16 protein-coding genes and 1 tRNA gene are annotated in these 16,980 nt (G+C 68.2%); 11 read left to right on the top strand and 6 right to left on the bottom strand.

The genetic code is table 11. From position 1 onward, the window contains the following. Complete coding sequence (locus SACXIDRAFT_RS11330) at positions 1–363, top strand: DUF742 domain-containing protein (protein ID WP_006238697.1); 363 nt, start codon at positions 1–3, stop codon at positions 361–363. After that, a complete protein-coding gene (locus tag SACXIDRAFT_RS11325) occupies positions 344–955 on the top strand; it encodes a GTP-binding protein (RefSeq protein WP_006238696.1) in 612 nt (203 codons plus the stop codon). The genes SACXIDRAFT_RS11330 and SACXIDRAFT_RS11325 overlap by 20 nt, the downstream gene beginning before the upstream one ends. 78 nt (positions 956–1,033) lie before the next feature. Here the strand turns inward: SACXIDRAFT_RS11325 and SACXIDRAFT_RS11320 are convergent, their stop codons facing one another. Together SACXIDRAFT_RS11320 and SACXIDRAFT_RS11315 are read right to left on the bottom strand one after the other, a co-directional pair. Beyond that, positions 1,034–2,416, bottom strand: coding sequence for a tryptophanase (locus tag SACXIDRAFT_RS11320; protein WP_006238695.1), 1,383 nt, complete (start codon positions 2,414–2,416; stop codon positions 1,034–1,036). A gap of 35 nt (positions 2,417–2,451) precedes the next feature. Then, positions 2,452–3,567 (bottom strand): tryptophan dimethylallyltransferase family protein, encoded by a 1,116-nt coding sequence (locus tag SACXIDRAFT_RS11315; protein WP_006238694.1) that lies wholly within the window; start codon positions 3,565–3,567, stop codon positions 2,452–2,454. 318 nt (positions 3,568–3,885) lie between these two features. Between SACXIDRAFT_RS11315 and SACXIDRAFT_RS11310 the strand changes: the two genes are divergently transcribed. The 3 genes from SACXIDRAFT_RS11310 (at position 3,886) to SACXIDRAFT_RS11300 (ending at position 6,529) form a co-directional block, all read left to right on the top strand. Then, entirely contained in the window at positions 3,886–5,043 is a 1,158-nt protein-coding gene (locus SACXIDRAFT_RS11310) for an epoxide hydrolase family protein (protein ID WP_006238693.1), read from the top strand. A 319-nt stretch (positions 5,044–5,362) separates the two neighbouring features. Beyond that, positions 5,363–5,794 (top strand): cytidine deaminase, encoded by a 432-nt coding sequence (locus SACXIDRAFT_RS11305; protein ID WP_006238692.1) that lies wholly within the window; start codon positions 5,363–5,365, stop codon positions 5,792–5,794. A gap of 348 nt (positions 5,795–6,142) precedes the next feature. Further along, a complete protein-coding gene (locus SACXIDRAFT_RS11300) occupies positions 6,143–6,529 on the top strand; it encodes a hypothetical protein (protein WP_006238691.1) in 387 nt (128 codons plus the stop codon). A gap of 253 nt (positions 6,530–6,782) precedes the next feature. Here the strand turns inward: SACXIDRAFT_RS11300 and SACXIDRAFT_RS11295 are convergent, their stop codons facing one another. After that, positions 6,783–7,040 carry a hypothetical protein gene (locus SACXIDRAFT_RS11295; protein WP_006238690.1) on the bottom strand — a complete coding sequence of 86 codons (258 nt, stop codon included), beginning with the start codon at positions 7,038–7,040 and terminating at the stop codon, positions 6,783–6,785. A gap of 397 nt (positions 7,041–7,437) precedes the next feature. On the opposite strand from SACXIDRAFT_RS11295, the gene SACXIDRAFT_RS11290 reads away from it, so the two are divergent. Further along, entirely contained in the window at positions 7,438–8,088 is a 651-nt protein-coding gene (locus SACXIDRAFT_RS11290; protein ID WP_006238689.1) for a hypothetical protein, read from the top strand. 469 nt (positions 8,089–8,557) lie between these two features. Here SACXIDRAFT_RS11290 and SACXIDRAFT_RS11285 read toward each other — a convergent pair. Then, a tRNA-Lys gene (locus SACXIDRAFT_RS11285) sits at positions 8,558–8,633 on the bottom strand. A 551-nt stretch (positions 8,634–9,184) separates the two neighbouring features. Between SACXIDRAFT_RS11285 and SACXIDRAFT_RS11280 the strand changes: the two genes are divergently transcribed. The 3 genes from SACXIDRAFT_RS11280 to SACXIDRAFT_RS11270 are packed head-to-tail and all read left to right on the top strand — an operon-like array spanning position 9,185 to position 13,783. Continuing rightward, positions 9,185–9,769, top strand: a complete 585-nt coding sequence (locus SACXIDRAFT_RS11280; protein ID WP_040922137.1) for an NADPH-dependent FMN reductase — start codon at positions 9,185–9,187, stop codon at positions 9,767–9,769. Between the two features lie 33 nt (positions 9,770–9,802). Continuing rightward, positions 9,803–12,640 carry a helix-turn-helix transcriptional regulator gene (locus SACXIDRAFT_RS11275; protein ID WP_006238687.1) on the top strand — a complete coding sequence of 946 codons (2,838 nt, stop codon included), beginning with the start codon at positions 9,803–9,805 and terminating at the stop codon, positions 12,638–12,640. 30 nt (positions 12,641–12,670) lie between these two features. Then, positions 12,671–13,783, top strand: a complete 1,113-nt coding sequence (locus tag SACXIDRAFT_RS11270) for a hypothetical protein (protein WP_006238686.1) — start codon at positions 12,671–12,673, stop codon at positions 13,781–13,783. Between the two features lie 356 nt (positions 13,784–14,139). Here the strand turns inward: SACXIDRAFT_RS11270 and SACXIDRAFT_RS11265 are convergent, their stop codons facing one another. Both SACXIDRAFT_RS11265 and SACXIDRAFT_RS11260 read right to left on the bottom strand, forming a co-directional pair. Continuing rightward, positions 14,140–14,604, bottom strand: coding sequence for a DUF6328 family protein (locus SACXIDRAFT_RS11265; protein ID WP_006238685.1), 465 nt, complete (start codon positions 14,602–14,604; stop codon positions 14,140–14,142). Continuing rightward, positions 14,601–15,494, bottom strand: coding sequence for a DMT family transporter (locus tag SACXIDRAFT_RS11260; protein WP_006238684.1), 894 nt, complete (start codon positions 15,492–15,494; stop codon positions 14,601–14,603). Before SACXIDRAFT_RS11260 ends, SACXIDRAFT_RS11265 begins: the two co-directional genes overlap by 4 nt. Before the next feature lie 161 nt (positions 15,495–15,655). On the opposite strand from SACXIDRAFT_RS11260, the gene SACXIDRAFT_RS11255 reads away from it, so the two are divergent. Together SACXIDRAFT_RS11255 and SACXIDRAFT_RS11250 are read left to right on the top strand one after the other, a co-directional pair. Next, entirely contained in the window at positions 15,656–16,228 is a 573-nt protein-coding gene (locus tag SACXIDRAFT_RS11255; RefSeq protein WP_006238683.1) for a hypothetical protein, read from the top strand. 121 nt (positions 16,229–16,349) lie between these two features. Beyond that, complete coding sequence (locus SACXIDRAFT_RS11250) at positions 16,350–16,958, top strand: hypothetical protein (RefSeq protein WP_157599660.1); 609 nt, start codon at positions 16,350–16,352, stop codon at positions 16,956–16,958. Positions 16,959–16,980: the final 22 nt, after the last annotated feature.

Here is a 16,980-nt window from a genome sequence, read left to right as displayed (position 1 = left end):
ATGAGCGAGTGGTACGACGAGGCGGCCGGTCCCCTGGTCCGGCCGTACGCCATCACCAGGGGGCGAATACCCGCGTCCGACGTCACCCTGGATGTCGCCACCCAGGTGATGGCGTTGCAGGGAACGAAACGCGACGGGGTCGGCCTCACGCCGGAACACACGGCGATCCTCGACCTCTGCGCCCGACCGCTCTCGATCGCGGAGATCGCGGTTCACGTACAGGTCCCGATCGCCGTGGTGAAGGTGTTGTGCGGCGACCTCATCGAACGAGGTGAAGTGATCGTGCGGTCGCCCTCGCAGCCGATGCAAGCCCCGGATCGTCAACTACTTCAGGCGGTGCTCGATGGTCTCTCCAAGCTCTGACGACAACGCGGCGGCAGCCGTCGTCCCCACCCCAGTCAAGATCATCGTTGCCGGCGGCTTCGGCGCGGGCAAGACCACGATGGTCGGTTCGGTGAGCGAGATCCCGCCGTTGTCCACAGAGGAATTGATGACAACGGCGAGCGACGGCATCGACGACATCACGGGAGTCGAGCAGAAGAAGACCACGACGGTCGCGCTCGACTTCGGCCGGATCACCATCTCGCCGCACACCGTGCTCTACCTCTTCGGAACCCCTGGCCAGGAACGTTTCTGGTACATGTGGGACGAGCTCGCGCGAGGTGCGATCGGCACGGTCGTGCTCGTCGATACCCGCAGGCTCGACAGCAGCTTCTCCGCCATCGACTTCTTCGAACGCAGGTCCATTCCGTTCATCGTGGCTGTGAACTGCTTCGAAGGCTCCGACGACTACACCGAGGACGAGATCCGCAGCGCCCTGGCCATCTCGCCGGGCGTGCCGATCCTGTTCTGCGACGCGCGCCAGCGTGAGTCGAGCAAGCTCGCCCTCATCCGGCTCGTGCGCTACGCGATGAGCAAGCTGCCAGAACCGGAACTGGCATCCTCCGGCGCCTGACGGGCGGACACCGGCTCCCCCGCACGACGAAGGCCACCTCCCCGGCTCAGGAGAGGTGGCCTTCGTCGTGCGGGTTGGTCAGGCCCCGGCGGGAATCCGCTCCAGCTTCAGGTTGAAGTGCCGCAGCAGCGGCGGCGCGTCAACGACCCGGTAGGACGCGACCCTGCTCGGGTCCTTGGCGATGTCGGCAAGGACGTCGGCGACGTACTCCAGGTGGGCCTGCGTGTAGGTGCGGCGAGGGATCGCCACCCGCACCAGCTCGAACGGCGCGGGCGTGACGAGATTGTGGTTCTCGTCGAAGCCGCCGAGGTACAGAGACCCGAGTTCGACGCAGCGCACGCCTCCCGCGAGGTACAGCTCACAGGCCAGCGCGTGGCCGGGGAAACCGGACGGCGGGATGTGCGACAGGAGCCTTCCCGCGTTGAGGTACAGCGCGTGCATACCGGACGGCTGCACGATGTCCACCCCTGCCTGGGTGACGAGATCGGCGAAGTGCGCCGCGTCGGCCTCCCTCGACGCCAGGTAGTGGGGGTCGATCACCTCTTCGAGGCCCTGTGCGACGCGCTCCAGGTCGTGTGCGGCCATTCCGCCGTAGGTGCGGAACCCCTCGGTGGCGATGAGGTTGACCTCGCACCGCTTGGCGATCTCGGGGTCACGCACACCGATCAGCGCGCCCATCGGGGCGATGCCGTCCTTCTTCAGGCTCGCGACGCACCCGTCGGCCAGCGCGAACGCCTCCTGCGCCACCTCCTTCGGCGTCAGGTGCCCGTAGCCGGGTTCACGCCGCACCACGAGCCAGGCGTTCTCGGCGAACCTCGCCGCGTCGAGGAAGAACGGCACGCCGTAGCGGTCACACAGCTCTCGAACGGCCTTCAGGTTCGCCATCGACACCGGCTGCCCGCCGCCGCCGTTGTTGGTGATGGTGACGAGCACCTGCCCCACGCGCTCGCCATCGGGGCCCGCGAGGGTCTGCTCCAGCGCGGCGAGGTCGATGTTGCCCTTGAACGGCTCCCTGCTGTCGAGATCGGCGAACTCCGCGCACGGCAGGTCACGGGCCTCCGCGCCGAGCAACTCGACGTTCGCACGGGTGGTGTCGAAGTGCGTGTTGCTCACCGAGATCTGGCCCGGCTTCAGCACCGAGGTGAACAGCACCCGCTCGGCTGCCCTGCCCTGATGCACGGGGAAGGTATGCGGGTACGACGTGAGGTCGTCCACCGCGGCGCGGAACCGGTAGTACGCATCGGAACCCGCGTAGGCGCGGTCGGCCTGCGCGGCCGCGGCCTCCTGCGCTGCGGAGACCGCGCCGGTGCCCGAATCGGTCAGCAGGTCGATCGTGACCATGTTGGACGGAAGGTCGAACGTGTTGTAGGCGGCGCGGGCGAGCGCCTCCTCACGCTGCTCCCTTGTCGTGATCGGGATTTCCTTGACGACCTGGATCCGGTACGGCGGGAACGTTCTCAAGGTTCCTTCTTTCGAATCTGGAGATGGAGGGGCTTTCAGGCTTCCACGAAGGCAGGCTCGGCTGCGCGGCCGACCTGCGGTGGCAGAACCTCGTAGCCCTCCGAGGAGAGGTAGATCGTGGTTCCCGTGCCGAACCGGCCCAGCCGCAACGACACGTGGGCGAGCAGGCCGCGACCGTCGGCGAGGGGACGATCGGTGACAGCGCGAATTGCCCTGTCCAGCCCCGCGGGGTCGGCACCCCTGCCCTTCAGGAACGACACGACCCGCTCCCGTGCCTCGACGTCGTCGGCGACGTAGTCGCGGATCGGGAGGTAGAGGCTGTAGTTTCCGGGCCGCTTCGGGTCGGAGTCGAGGAACGAGTAGCTCGACACGAGCGGCCTGCCCTCGTAGGTCACCGTGTCGCCGCCGAGCACGCGGCAGAAGTCGCGGATGCTGTCGGCATCGAGGCCATCGACGGCTTGCGAAGCCCGCACGGCCTCCTCGACGGTGGCCGCGTAGTGGGAAATGTAGAGCTTGACCCGCGCGGTCGGGCTGTCGTCCAGATCGACGGCGAAGAAGGTGAACCGGTCCTGCGCTCCCCGCTGCACTGAATACTCGGTGGCAGCATCGTAGGCTTCGTCCATCCCGAGCCGCCGGAAACCCTCGGCGACCAGCTCGGCCTCGCGGTCCTCACCGCGCACGGCCGGGTTGAAATACACCTTCAGCTTCGGCCGCGCGTCCGGCCGGAAGATCATCGAGTACCAGAAGGCGAACTTGCCCTGCGGCTCTTCGGGAAGGAAAAGGTCCTGCACGGCGTCGAACCGGTCCTTCGGGATGCCGAGGTGGTCCGACATGGTGTCGAGGAAACGCCGGGCAGCGACCACGTTCGCGGCCATGCCAGGCCGCTCTGCGATCACCTCTCCTAAAACACGCACCGCGCGGTCACCCGTGTCGTCCAGCGCGACGGAGAACTCGACGGGCGTGGCGTCGTCAGCCACATCGGACGGCCACAAAGGCCCTTCCGACAGCCGACGTCTGCCTGCCACGCCGAGAAGTTCGCGCAGCATATCGGCCGGTGTTTCGTCGGACGACGCGAAACCGTTCTCCTGACAGAGGTTTCGCAGCTGCCTTGTGGTGTGTTCGAGAAGCGTGGGGGCGTGATTGTCGCTCACACTCGCTCCGGAGGCTCTGCGTACAAGACTGCTTCACTCCACTGGCGTCGTGGTCACAAACGTGATCAAGATACGTACGTTTCACACGCCGAGATACCCCTTTACGAGTGATCTTGACAACCGGCGTGCTCACGCTCCGAGTTCACAGCGCGCAGAGGTGCGAGCGAAAACACTTTGTTTACACCTGAGTGCGAAAACCGGCGGGAAATCCGGAAAGAGCGGCCTTTCCTCGTGTGCCAGTACACCGGTCAGGACGGGTCCGCGATCAGCTCTGAACGCGGCCGTCAAGTGACCTCATCGCTCTCTACCTTCGCGGGTATGACGAACCCCGACTTGATCCAGCCTTGGACGATCGCGATCCCTCAGGAACAGCTCGACGACCTCGCGGCGCGGTTGGCGGCGACCCGCTGGCCGGACGAGCTGCCCGGAGTGGGATGGACCCGCGGCGTTCCGGGCGACTACCTGCGTGATCTCGCCGAGTACTGGCGCACAACGTACGACTGGCGCGAGCACGAGGCCGCACTGAACACCATCGACCAGTTCGTGACGACCGTCGAAGGGCAGCGGATCCACTTCCTGCACGCCCGCTCTGCCGAACCCGGCGCGACGCCCCTGCTGTTGCTGCACGGATGGCCTGGCAACGTCACCGACTTCACAACGGTCATCGACCCGCTCGTCAATCCGCAGGCCCACGGCGGCGAGGCGTCGGACGCCTTCCACGTCGTGATTCCCTCGCTGCCCGGATTCGGGTTCTCCACCCCGCTCGCCGGACCCGGTGTCGGGGCGAACCGCATGGCCGACCTGCTGAGCACAGTCATGAAACGGCTCGGCTACCACCGCTACGCCGTACACGGCTACGACACGGGCGCGTGGGTGGCGCTCGCGCTCGCCGACCGAGGAGCCGACGAGCTCATCGGTGTCCACGTCAACGGAATGATCAGCTTCCCGACCGGCGCGGACGGCGAGTTCGACACCTTGTCCGAACGCGACCTGCTGCGGTGGGAGCGGATGCAGAATTCCAACGACGGCTACCTCCAGTGCAACAGCAAGCGGCCACAGACCGTCGCGTACGGACTCACCGACTCGCCCGTGGGGCAGCTCGCCTGGATCGTCGAGAAGTTCAAGGAGCTGACCCATCCCGAGGACGCGCTGCCTGAGAAGTGCCTCGACCGCGATCACATGCTCACCGATGTCAGCATCTACTGGTTCACCGGCACGGCAGCATCCGCAGCGCAGGTGTACTACGAGGAGATCTCGGCGGCGAGCTGGAGCGACGGGGAGGCTGCGCGGGGGACCGTTCCCGTCGGCGTTCTGGTGTCGGCGCAGGATGTCACCGTGCGCCCGTGGGCCGAACGCGACCACAACGTCGTGCGCTGGACCGAACTCGACGACGCGGGCCACTTCGTGTCCCTCGAAGCCCCCGAAGCGCTGGTGACCGACCTGCGAAACTTCGTAGCGGAACTGCGGGCCAAGTAACCCTGTGCACGCGTGTCCGCACCCTGTGCACGCGTGTCCGCACCCTGTGCACGCGTGTCCGCACCCTGTGCACGCGTGTCCGCACCCTGTGCACGCGTGTCCGCACCCTGTGCACGCGTGTCCGCACCCTGTGCACGCGTGTCCGCACCCTGTGCACGCGTGTCCGCACCCTGTGCACGCGTGTCCGCACCCTGTGCACGCGTGTCCGCACCCTGTGCACGCGTGTCCGTGCGCAGCGCGCCGGACACGCGTGCGACAGGTGATCGATCACGGCGAAACGTCGATGCCACGGGACGGCTCCCAGCCATAAACTCGCCGGATGGAACTTGATCAACGGCTGGTGGATGCGGCCGTCGAGCAGATGGACCGGCGGGGGCGAACCGAGGCCGCTGCCGTGTACCTGCACGACGGCCGCATCCTCACCAGCGTGAGCCTGGACAACCTCAACGCCTCGGCCACGTTGTGCGCGGAGACCGGGGCCATCTGCCAGGCTCACACACTCGGGGCCACGATCACGGCTTCCGTGTTCGTCAGCAGGTGGGAAAGCGATGCCGTCACGGTGCTCTCCCCCTGCGGCATCTGCCAGGAACGGCTTGCCCTCTGGGGTCCGGACGTGCAGGTTGGCGTGGCCGACCCCGATTCCGACCGTGGTTGGAGCGTACGAACGCTGTCGGAACTCAACCCGTTCTACTGGGGACGGCACTTCGGCGATCAAGGCGCCTGGCCGTCCCCTGCCGTGCACGCGTCCTGAGTGGACCATCACGGGCTCGCAACTGCCAGTGACGACCACGAGCCGCGCGATCAACGTGTGGCCCGCTCCGCGCGGACACGGAGCAGGTCCGCGGTGGCGGCGCCGGCTGGGTTCGAAGGCGAAGGCGTAACCGGCCGCGAGCAGCAGCGCGTTGCGTTCGCGCAGTGACAGACCCAGTGATGCCCTCAGGCGAATTGACCATCACCTGGTATCCGTCGTCGGCACACACCTGGCGGACGAGGCGTCGGCGTTCCTCGTCGTCCGGCTCGTTCCACTGGGCGATCCAGTCGTTGGTCAGCTGCTGCAGTTCGGGGTCGGAAGGGTGGAAGCTCGTGGCGGCAAGCCTGGGTGGGAATCGGCGGCTCCGCGACTCCCCGCAGGGAATGGCGCGACGTCCCCGCGTTGCCGAGCATGGGCAGGGTGGCGACGACCGTGGCTGAACCAGGACTTTTCCGGAACACCGCAGCACATTACGGCGTGCCGTTTCCCGCCGTCGAGATTCACGGGCACGACGCCTTGTACAAGCGAGTCACCAGGGCGTACGAAATGTTCGTCGCTTCGGTCGAGTACGTTTTCGAGCAGTCGGGCGAGGTGACCCGGCATGCGGGATCGGCGGTGGCGCTGCCGTGGGTGATGCGGTCGCGAACGGACGGCAGCGTGGCGGGCAGAGGACTCGAGGTGCTGACCTTCGCGCCGGACAGACGCGTGCGTACCGACCACGAATACGTCGGCTGAGCGCTCGTCGAGGCTGTCGCGACGCCTTGGGTGGCGTGACAGCCTCGACGCGCTGTCAGTTCGCGCGTGAGTCTTCCGGCAGCGAACGTTTCCGATGATCGAGGCGCGCATTCGTCCGCGAGAGAATTCCTGCGTTTCCTCGCTGACAATTGCCGACCACGGGCGCACACCCGGCTCACCATGAGAGTCCGGCCGAATTCCGGGAAGGTGTCCCAACCCGCGCCGCCTGGTTGCCGGCGTCAAGCATCAGTGTTCACGACTCGCCGAGATTGGCTGCCCACTGTCTCAAGTGCTTCGCGACTTCCGATTCGTCGGCCGAGACCTCGTCCGCTATGCGCAGCAGCATTTTGCGTAGTTCAGGCTCCTGAGAGCGCGGGATCTTCTGTAGACATTCGCCGATCACCTGCTGGATCTTCACGGCGAAGCTCGGCTCCACCTCGTCGGCTCCCGCCGAGTCGAGCATCGCGACGCAGCTGGCCACCGCCACGACGAAAGGGTCGAAATTTCTCATGGCACCGTCGGAAGGCGCGGTTCGGAGCCCCCGGCATCCAGCGCTCCGTGTGTCCTTCGAGGTGACACACGCGGAGCAACTCGCAGGCAGACGCCCGCCACACGCTGGGAACGCCTGCCGCCACGCAACGAGTCGCCTCCTGGCACCCGCGGATGCATCGCCTCGGCTGCTACCGGGTGCATGGCCACAATTCGGGCTCCGCTCTCACGTCACGTGTCTGAATACCCAATTTCCAGAGTAAGCTCTCACATTCCGTACACATTGAGCACACAGTCCGTACGCACGGCTTGTCGCAGACTTAACCTCGATCACATCTCTGCTGGACATGAGGCCGAACGGCGTCGCCGAACAGTCGAAACGGAAATCTCGACCCCCTGCGACCAGAAAGTGATCAACTGTGCGGAAGCGACGTATCACCCTGGCGGCCGCGGTCGCCGCTCTCGGACTCGGCCTGACCGCGTGTGGCGACACCGAAAGCGGCGCCGCGCAATCGACTGACACCGCGAAGCCGGAGAGCAGCTCCACCTCTGCGGCCCCGACGTCGTCGGAGGCACCGGCCACCGAAGCGAAGCCGTCCGGCAGCGCCGCGAGCGGTGACACCACCGCCCCCGGAACGGAACTGAAGGTGGGCGAGACCGCCACCGTTCCGTTCACGTACGGCACCGAGAAGAGCGGCACCATCGCCATCACCGTCACCGCGATCGAGCAAGGCGACTCGGCCGACCTCGCCGCGTTCGGCGACAGGGCGAAGGGCCTCGTGCCCTACTTCATCAAGTTCAAGGTGGAGAACGTCGAAGGCACCGACCTCTCGTACAGCTCGGTGCGCTTGCGCGCCACCGCTGCCGACGGTCGCGGCACCGGCGTCGTCATCAGCGGCGACGTCGAAGGCAAATGCGAAAGCGAAACCGCGAGCCGTGACTTCACCACTGCCGGCGCATCGTACGAGTCCTGCGCCCTGCAAGCCTCGCACGAAGGCATCGAGGTTGTCGGCGCCGAGTTCAGCGACAGCGACGACTATCTCGACTCCCCCATCGTCTGGACCAAGTGAGCAGTCGAGGGCTGCCCAACCACGTCGGGTAGCCCTCCGACGGCAGTCGTGCCCTGCAGTGCGAACCGGTGCCTGACAAGCGTGGCGACTGCGGGCGCCGTAGGGCTGGACGCTGACACTTTGGCCTAGGCCCTTCCCGCCCTCGGCACAAGACGATGCCCGAGCGAGAACACGGCACAGACGCCGCTAACGGCAGAGGGCTGCGCAGCCCATGTCCATGCTTGCGCCGCGCAGTCCGCCGGGTACGAAGCGAGGCGACGGCCCGGCGCGAATCGCGATAGACGGCTGATCATCGACCGGCTCACCCACGCTCCGCTCTGTCTGCCCACGCCGTGCACGTCGGGCGCAAGGCCGCCCTTGCGGCGGCTGCGGCGTTTGAGGGCGTCCTCGGTGAAGAGGCCGGGAGTTTCCTGTGAGTACAGCGTGAGCCGTCGCCACCCCGCTGGGACAACCCGCTGACCTGGTCTTCTGGTGGGCCGCCCGGGGCTCGAACCCGGAACCTATGGATTAAAAGTCCACAGCTCTGCCAATTGAGCTAACGGCCCGCCCTGGGAGTGTAGCGCCGGGCCGGTTCGGCGAGCACAGGAGGCAGGGTCCCGCCGACCCCCGTCGTCCGCGAGATGCAGACACCCGTGTACCAAGTGCAAACATCCGTGCAGTAGGTGCAAACACTCGTGCAGGAAGTGCGGACACGACGTCAGGGGTTGGGTCGGGGGCACGTGCCCCGGGCGGCACCTCGTTGTGCGGCTCGGGGCACGCGGTGAGCTCCCGTAGGAGTCAATCAGCACTTCCCGCAGCAGCCGCAGTTCGGCCCGCTGCAGGAACCACAGCAACCACACCCACTCATGGCAATCACCAACCCTTTCGGGACGTGTTCGTGCCAGCTCTTCACGCTATGGACATCGGGGCTGGCGCGACACCACTACCAGAGTGAATCGCGCTGTGCCTCTCCGTGCGTGCCCTTCCACGCTGTGTCTCTCCGTGCTGTGCCTCCCCGTGAGGACCTCACCGCGACGCCGGAGGGCGCCACACGATGCCGCACGGCCAGTCATCCGACAGATGTGCCACGCACCCTGCCGCTCATAGCGTCATCGGCATGACCACGACACACGCGAACACCACCGTCCGTCCGCGCCTCGCGATCATCGTCGGCAGCGTCCGCACCGACCGTTTCGGCCCTGTGCCCTCGGCGTGGTTCGCCGACAAGGCCCGTGAGCACGGCGCCATGGACGTCGAGGTCCTCGACATCGCCGACTACGACCTGCCCACCTCCCTCGACAGCAACGACGACGTGGTGGCGCTCGGCGAGAAGCTCGCCGCCGCCGACGCCTTCGTCGTCGTGACCCCCGAGTACAACCACAGTTTCCCCGCCGGTTTGAAGACCGCGATCGACCACTACAAGCCGGAGTGGGCCGCGAAACCCGTCGCGTTCGTCTCGTACGGCGGCATGGCGGGCGGGCTACGCGCCGTGGAGCAGCTCCGGCAGGTCTTCGCCGAACTCCACGCCGTCACGATCCGCAACAGCATCAGCTTCCACAACTTCTGGGACACCTTCGGTGACGACGGGCAGCCCAGCGACGCGGCCTCGGCGAGCAGCGCGGCCAAGCAGCTGCTCGACCAGTTGATGTGGTGGACGGTCGCGCTCAAGACCGCGCGCGAGCAGCACCCGTACACGAGTTGACCTCGACATTACTTGAGCTTCCATACTGTCCTCATGAGCTTTTCGGAAGGGCAGTTGTTCGGTCGGGCCCAGCATCTCGCCGCTGTGGCCGACACACTTTCCGATGCCGGACGCGGCGCGGGAGGCGCTCTCGTCATCAAGGGGGAAGCCGGCATCGGAAAGACGACCCTGCTCCGGCGCGCGCTCGATTCGGCCGACGGTATGGCGGTGTTGCGCGCTTCGTGCGTCGAGCCGGAGTCCACCCTTCCCTTCGCGGGGCTTCACCTGCTGCTGCGGCGGCTCGAAGCCCGACTCGACGATCTTGTGCCGGACCAGGCGGACATCCTTCGTTGCGCCCTCGGGCGCGCGGATGTGCGACCCGTTGACCGGCACAGCGTCAACCTCGCCGTCCTCGCCCTGCTGACGGCGTTGTCCGCCGAGCGTCCACTGCTGGTGGCTGTTGACGACGCGCACTGGCTGGACCGGCCCAGCGCCGACGCGCTCCTGTTTTCGGCGCGGCGGCTCGACACCCTGCGAGTGGTGATGCTGCTCGCCGTCAGGGACGGCCACGCCCCCGCGCTGCCCGCACCGGGCCTTCCCGAACTGCGGTTGGACAGGCTTTCGGGCCCCGACTCCGACGCGCTGCTGGCCGCGCACGCGAACGACCTGCCGTCGCACGTGCGGAGGCAGATCGCGGGGGAGGCTCGCGGCAACCCGCTGGCACTGCTGGAACTCTCGGCCGCACACCGCAACGGCGTCACGACGGGGGCGGGACTTCCCGTGGAGGGCACGCTCCGGGCGACGTTCGCCGACCGGATCGCGGCGCTCGCGCAGAGCACTCGCACCATGGTGCTGATCGCGGCGGCGGACGGAACCTGCGACACGGGCACGGTGCTGGCCGCCGCGGAACAGCTCGGTGCGGGGGTGGGCGACCTCACGGCGGCCGAGGAAGCCGAACTGCTGATGTTCACGCACAACTGCATCGGTTTCCGCCATCCTCTGGCCCGCGCGGCGGCATACGCGACGGCATCGCTGCCGGAACGCATCGCCGCTCACAGGGCGCTGGCGGCCGTGCTGACGAAGCCAGAACACGCCCACCGCAGGGCATGGCACCTCGCCGCAGCCGCGACAGGTCCTGACGAGACGGTCGCCTCGGAACTCGAACGCAGTGCCGAACAGGCGCGCGCCCGTGGTGGGTACGCCGCTGTCGCCACCGCCTACGAGAGAGCGGCGCAGCTCACCCCGTCCCTCTGCACTCGGGCTCGCCGGTTGTCGGCTGCCTCCCGCGCGGCCGCCGACGCCGGACAGCCGGACAGGGCCTTGGACCTCATCCGCCAGGCGGAGTCGTTCTGCGCCACCACCGCCGCGCGAGTGCGGGCGGCGATGATCCACGCGATGATCGCCGACGACCAGAACCGCTTCTCCGAGTCCTACGGCGTGTTGCGGCGCACTGCTCTCGACATCGTCGCCAGCGACGACAGCGGCGACGACGACAGCGGCGTCGCGAACGGAGATTCGGCCTCACATCTGCTGTTCTGGGCGGCGCATTCGGCATGGCTCGGTGGCGAACCCGCCAAGGTGAAGCAGGCCGCCGACGACGCGACACGGCTGGGACTTCCCGCCGCGCCGCACGCACGCACGCTGGTCCGGGTTGCCGTCGGCTCGCCTGCGCAGAGCGCCGAGGCTCTGCGTGAACTCGTCGAGCAGTCCACGTCGATCTTCCCGCGGTGTGACGACCGCCCGCTGGAGCTGCGTGGTCATCTCGCCGTCGCCACCTGGCACCTTCTCCTCGGTGATCACTCGGCGGCGCGGGATCTGGCCCTCGCGGTGGTGCGCGAGTGCCGCACCGAGGCGGCGGAAGGTGTGCTCGCTCCGGCGCTGGCCGTGCTCGCGCGTGCCGAACTCGCACTGGGCCTGCACGAGCGCGCGGCAGGCAGTGCCGAGGAGGGCCTTCGGTTCGCGGAGGAGTCCGGACAGTCGGGGGCCGCGGCCCAATTGACCGGCGTGCTCGACCACCTTGCCGCGATGAGGGGCGGCCTGACGTCCGGCGACAGCACGAAGGACACGGCCGACACGGCGAGCGCGCGAACTGTGACGGCGGCAGGCCGTGCCTCCTTCACCGAGCAAAGCCACGCGCTCGCGCTCCTCGATCTGGGGCACGGGCGCCACGACGCGGCGTTACAGCGCCTGCACGCGATACCGTGCGCCGACGGGTTCGACATGCTGAGGCTCGCGCCGCAGCTCGCGGAGGCCGTGGCACGCGCGCAGCACACGGACCAGGACACGGCGTGGTGGCGGCAGCAGTGGAGCCGCGCACGCGACGTCGTCGCCGCGCACGCGGAGTGGGCACGCCGCTCGGGCCTGCACTGGGCCGTGGCCGTCGCGCTGCGCAACGAAGCACTTCTGGCCGAGCGCGCGCCGAACGACACCGACGAGGGCGTCACCGATGCGGGCGCGCTGTTCGCGCGTGCCGTCGAGCTGCACCGGCACGACGACCGCCACCCCTTCGAAAGGGCCCGCACCGAGCTGAACTACGGCGAGTGGCTACGCCGCAAGCGCCGCACCACGGAGGCGAGGACCCACCTCAGGGCGGCGAGCATGATCTTCGAGAGCCTCGGCGCCCGCCCGTGGGCCGAGAGGGCCCGCGCGGAGCTTCGCGCGAGCGGCGAGGGCGTCGCGCGGAGTGGCGCGGCAGGCCCGGAGCTCGCCGCGCGGCTCACGCCCCAGGAACAACGCATCGTCACGCTCGCGGCGGACGGGCTGAGCAACCGGGACATCGGCGAGCGGCTGTTCCTCAGCCCGCGCACCGTCGGCTACCACCTGTACAAGGCGTATCCGAAGTTGGGCGTGTCCTCCCGCAGGGAACTCGCCCGCCTCGGACTGGCGGGCTGAGCACCCACCGGTCGTGTCACACTGCGCAACGTGGAGTACCAACTCACGGCCGAACTCGCCTCGCCTCCCGAGGCTCCTGATCTGGACCCGTTGCAGCAGGTCGGTGTCGTGTCCCTGCTCGACGACCGGCTGAACAACCTCGCGAGCATCGAGGGTCCCGACGGTGTGGAGATCGTGCCGGTCGAACATTCCGTCGAGGCGCATCTCGGCGGAGCCGTGGTGAGTTGGCTGCTCGACGCGCCCGCGCTGGTATTCGCCGAGGACGCCACCCGCGCGGTGCTGGAACAGCTCATCGACGAGATCGACCTGCTCGCGGGCTGGGAGGTCAAGCACTGCGCGGTGACGGCCACCGACGATCAGCTCGCCAGCGCTCTCGCCGCGTCACTGGAGCCGGGTGAGGTTCCCGACGGTCTCCCCGCCGATCTGGCCGACGCGGGCGAAGTGGGCCGCACCTTCGTGTTGAACGCGCAGGAGGTCGGCGACATCGAGGCGGCCGTGTCCGAGGCCGAACTCGCCGAGCGAAGGGAGAGTCTGCTGCGGGCCGGCGGCTACCTGCGGGCCTTCGGCCTCGACGCCTTCGGCGCACTCGGCGAGGAAAGCGCCAGATATGTGGCGGGGGCGCTGATGCACGGCATCGAGATGCTCACCGACGAGTTGTTCGGCGACGTGCAGCTACTCGACGACGAGGACGCCACCGCTGACGAGGTGGAGGCGCTCTGGGTGGTGGACGAGCTGCCGCAGCAGTACGCGGACCGCTACAGCGCGCTGTTCGCGAAGCAGTTCCTCGTGGTGACGTCGATCCTCGGACACCGGCTCACCCGGCCCGGTTGGAGCGGCCCATCGTCCGTTGCCGAAGCGTTGGCGTTGCGGATCGCGCAATCGCGTGCCGAGGTGGAGCTCGACCTCGCCGAGGTGCTGGACCCCGACGAGATCGACGGCGTCTACAGCGCCTTCAACGAGCGCGCACTCGGTGGGCTCGACCTCGACGCGCTGTATTCGGTACCCGAGTTCGAACTCACGGCCGACCTGGCTTTCGCCAACTGGTTCAGGCCGAGGCCCGAATCCGGCGACACCACGCCTCACCCGTATCTCGCCGAAGAGGACACCGGCGGGATCGCACCCGAGTGGGACGCGGGAGAGTAGGGCGAGGAGTGAGCCGCTCGCTCCTCTCTGAGCCAGCCTTTCGGCGTGAGCTTTCCGGGTGATTCGTCGGCCCCCGACGTGGCGGGCATTAACCGAAACTTCTTCGCGATTCAAGACTGCACAGGGCGGGGGCCTGCCCTTAGCGTTCGGCAGAGTTCGGCGCTGTCTGCTCCATCCACGGATGTCCGGGAAGCGGGGCGCCACGGCCGCCGTCTCGCGCATCCGCGGCTTCCGGCGGCGCCGGGCGGCGGTCCCGGCCGCGCAGGCTGAGCCGGTCGGCGGCGTGAGGGCGGTCGCCGAGCCCACCCGTGAATCATGGGTCCGCAGCCGAGCGGCCGGGACCAGCTTGGCCGCACTCACTCCGGTGGCCGCGTCCTCAGCAGCCGGGGAACCACGAACCACAGCACCGTGAAGATCCCGCCGACGGCGACGGCGAGCGCCGCCATCGCGGCAACCCCGAAGATCACCTTGCCGATGAGCGCGACCGTGAGCGTGACGGCAACGGCGAGGCAGGCCAGTCCCGCCACCACGAGCCGGTTGCCGACCCTCAGAATCTCGGAGCGCCGCCCCTCCCTGAACAGCAGCCGGTGCCAGGCGGCGGGAGCGGTGAGCAATGCGGTGGCCGCCGAGGTGAACAGCACCGTGACAAGGTAGATGCTCTTCTCGAAGCCGCTCGCCTCCCGAAACGTCCCCGTGAAGGCCACGGCGAGCAGGAAACCGAAGAGGATCTGCACCCCGGCCTGTGCGACGCGCAGCTCGGCGAGCAGCTCGTTGACGTTACGTGCGAGCTGCTGCTGACGCGGTTCGCCGGTTTCGCTCACGCGCCGACCCTCACCTCTTCCGTCGTGACCACCACGGTCTCCTTCCGCGACCGCTCGTGCCAGCCCAGCGCCGTGACCGAGCACACCACGACGGCAAGCCCGAACCACTGCGTCGCCGACAACGTCGAATCGAGCACAGTGACGCTGATGACGGCCGCGGTGGCAGGGAAAGCCAGCTCGGCCAGCGTCGCTCTCGCCGCAGGCGTTGCCTGCATGCCCACGTAGTAGAGACTCAACGCGAGCAGGCCAGGCACAACGGCCAGCAGCACAAGGCCGGTCGCGTTGTCCCAGCTCACGGCGAACGGGCTGCCCTGAGCCGCCACGATGCCCGCCGCGACGGGAAGGCCGATGGTGAACCGCAGCGCCGTGACATCGCGCGGGCGCAGTTTCGCCGACACCAGCCTGCCGAGCACGGTCCCGCCAGCCCACAGCGCCGCCGCACCCAGCGCGAGCAACGCCGTGCGCAGGGCCGACACCCGGACGTCGAACGGATCGGCGAAGGCGAGCAGCCATGCCCCGGCCAGCGCAGGGACGGCGAAGAACAGGTAGCCGAGCCGCAGCCGCTCGCCGAGAACGACGAAGGCGGCGAGCACCGCGAACAGCGGTTGGAGCTTCTGGAGCACCAGCGGTGTCACCGGGTCGCCCGTCTGGAACGCCGCGGTGAACAGCGCGGTGGCCAGCGCGGACGCGCCGCCCCCGATGAGGAGCACGGCGCCCCACTCCCTCGGCCCGCAGCGGGCGAGCGCACGCAACGCCGACGGCAGCAGCGGCAGCAGCAGCGTGGCGATGATCAAGTGCTCCCAGAAGACCACGGTCGCGGCGGGGAGGTTCTCGGCGAGAGGAAGCCTGAGCAACCCGTCGGTGCCCCAGAGCGCTGCGGCGATGGCCACGAGCCACGTTCGGTCGGCGCGGGCGCCAGGTGCGGGAGATGTCGTCACCCGACAAGGCTACGAGGCGGAATCCCGATCTTGTACGGCGAGATCGGAGAGTGGACACCCCTGACGTGTGACGTCGCGTTGCGGCCCGGCGCGGAGTCTGGTTAGCACGGGTCATGCGCAACCGAATCGCCGCCGTGCTGGCCGCAACCGCCGCCGCTGTCACCACTCTCACCGCCGTCACCGCGCCCGGTGTCTCCGCGTCGGAGAACGCCATGACCGCCGTGGTCACCGTCTTCCAGACCGATCACCGTCTCAGCACAGCCGTCACCTACGACACCAGTCTCGTGCCCGTCGGCGCGCTGGCCCGTGTCGCGGTCACGACGTCAGACCGGGGCACGATCACAGAACTCGCGGTGCGCGGCTTCGTGCCAGACCGGGAGTACGGCGCGCACCTCCACGCGAGGCCGTGCGGCGCGACGGGCGCCGACGCGGGCCCGCATCACCAGCACGTCCAGGACCCGGAGCAGCCGTCAACCGACCCCGCCTACGCGAATCCTCAGAACGAGATCTGGCTCGACTTCACCACGGACGCGGCTGGAGCGGCTTCGGCGCGTTCCGAGGTCGGCTGGACCTTCGGCGAACGCCGTCCGGCCTCCCTGGTGATCCACGAACGGCACACCTCCACAGCCGAGGGCGAGGCAGGAGTCGCGGGAGAGCGTCTGGCCTGCGTCAACGTCTCGCTGTGAACGGCGTCGGGGCCTGCGGTGCTCGTAGTGGCGCCGCAGGCCTCCCGCACGTCCAGCCTGGGCACTCCGTGCTCAGCCGCTGCACCGATTGCCCCTTCTCCCATAGGCTGTTACCTCGATCATGGCGTTGGGGGCTGCGATGGACGAGACCGAGGAATCCAGGAGGCGGAGTGGCTGGGGAGAACTGGGGCACAAGTGGATCACGGCGATCGCCGCGCTGATAACGGCCCTTGCCGGGGCGGGATTCTTCATCGGCCGCTCGACCGCGCCGGAGGACTCCGCTTCCGCATCGAAGCCCGAGCACACCGTGACCACCACAGTGACGGTGCAGGCCGATCAGCAGGAGGAGAACGCGGGCACCGGAGCCACGCAGGGCACCAGCGCGAACTCCGAAGAGGAGAAGTGGGCAGGCAAGCTCGAATGGTCGGGGGTCTTCACCGGCTACAACCTCGACCTCGTGCCACCCACCTATACCGAAGGCCGGTACCTCAACGGGTTCTACGACTCGCTGGAGTCCTACGGAGAAGCAGCTGATCTCGCCGTATGGAAGAGCGGCTCGACACCCAGCAAGGCCGAGTGCGCAGCGGCTGTGCTGGAGGAGGGCAGCGACCAGGTCGGCGTTGTCAAGGGCAACCAGGTTTGCGGCCAGACCTTCGACGGCAATATCTTCCGGCTCGAAATCCTGTCGTCGGGCCGCGAGATGAGGGCCAACGCCGTCATCTGGAAGTAAGCAGGCACGGCATCTGCTCAGG

This window comes from Saccharomonospora xinjiangensis XJ-54 (assembly GCF_000258175.1).
Classification (GTDB): Bacteria; Actinomycetota; Actinomycetes; order Mycobacteriales; family Pseudonocardiaceae; genus Saccharomonospora; species Saccharomonospora xinjiangensis.
This window is presented reverse-complemented; position numbering and strand designations above follow the sequence as displayed.

Bases quoted from the DNA above. Each gene is read 5' to 3' on its own strand.
- SACXIDRAFT_RS11305 (WP_006238692.1), top strand. From the start codon at position 5,363: ATGGAACTTGATCAACGGCTGGTGGATGCGGCCGTCGAGCAGATGGAC.
- SACXIDRAFT_RS11330 (WP_006238697.1), top strand. From the start codon at position 1: ATGAGCGAGTGGTACGACGAGGCGGCCGGTCCCCTGGTCCGGCCGTAC.
- SACXIDRAFT_RS11310 (WP_006238693.1), top strand. From the start codon at position 3,886: ATGACGAACCCCGACTTGATCCAGCCTTGGACGATCGCGATCCCTCAG.
- SACXIDRAFT_RS11275 (WP_006238687.1), top strand. From the start codon at position 9,803: ATGAGCTTTTCGGAAGGGCAGTTGTTCGGTCGGGCCCAGCATCTCGCC.
- SACXIDRAFT_RS11255 (WP_006238683.1), top strand. From the start codon at position 15,656: ATGCGCAACCGAATCGCCGCCGTGCTGGCCGCAACCGCCGCCGCTGTC.
- SACXIDRAFT_RS11250 (WP_157599660.1), top strand. From the start codon at position 16,350: ATGGCGTTGGGGGCTGCGATGGACGAGACCGAGGAATCCAGGAGGCGG.
- SACXIDRAFT_RS11280 (WP_040922137.1), top strand. From the start codon at position 9,185: ATGACCACGACACACGCGAACACCACCGTCCGTCCGCGCCTCGCGATC.
- SACXIDRAFT_RS11295 (WP_006238690.1), bottom strand. From the start codon at position 7,040: ATGAGAAATTTCGACCCTTTCGTCGTGGCGGTGGCCAGCTGCGTCGCG.
- SACXIDRAFT_RS11325 (WP_006238696.1), top strand. From the start codon at position 344: ATGGTCTCTCCAAGCTCTGACGACAACGCGGCGGCAGCCGTCGTCCCC.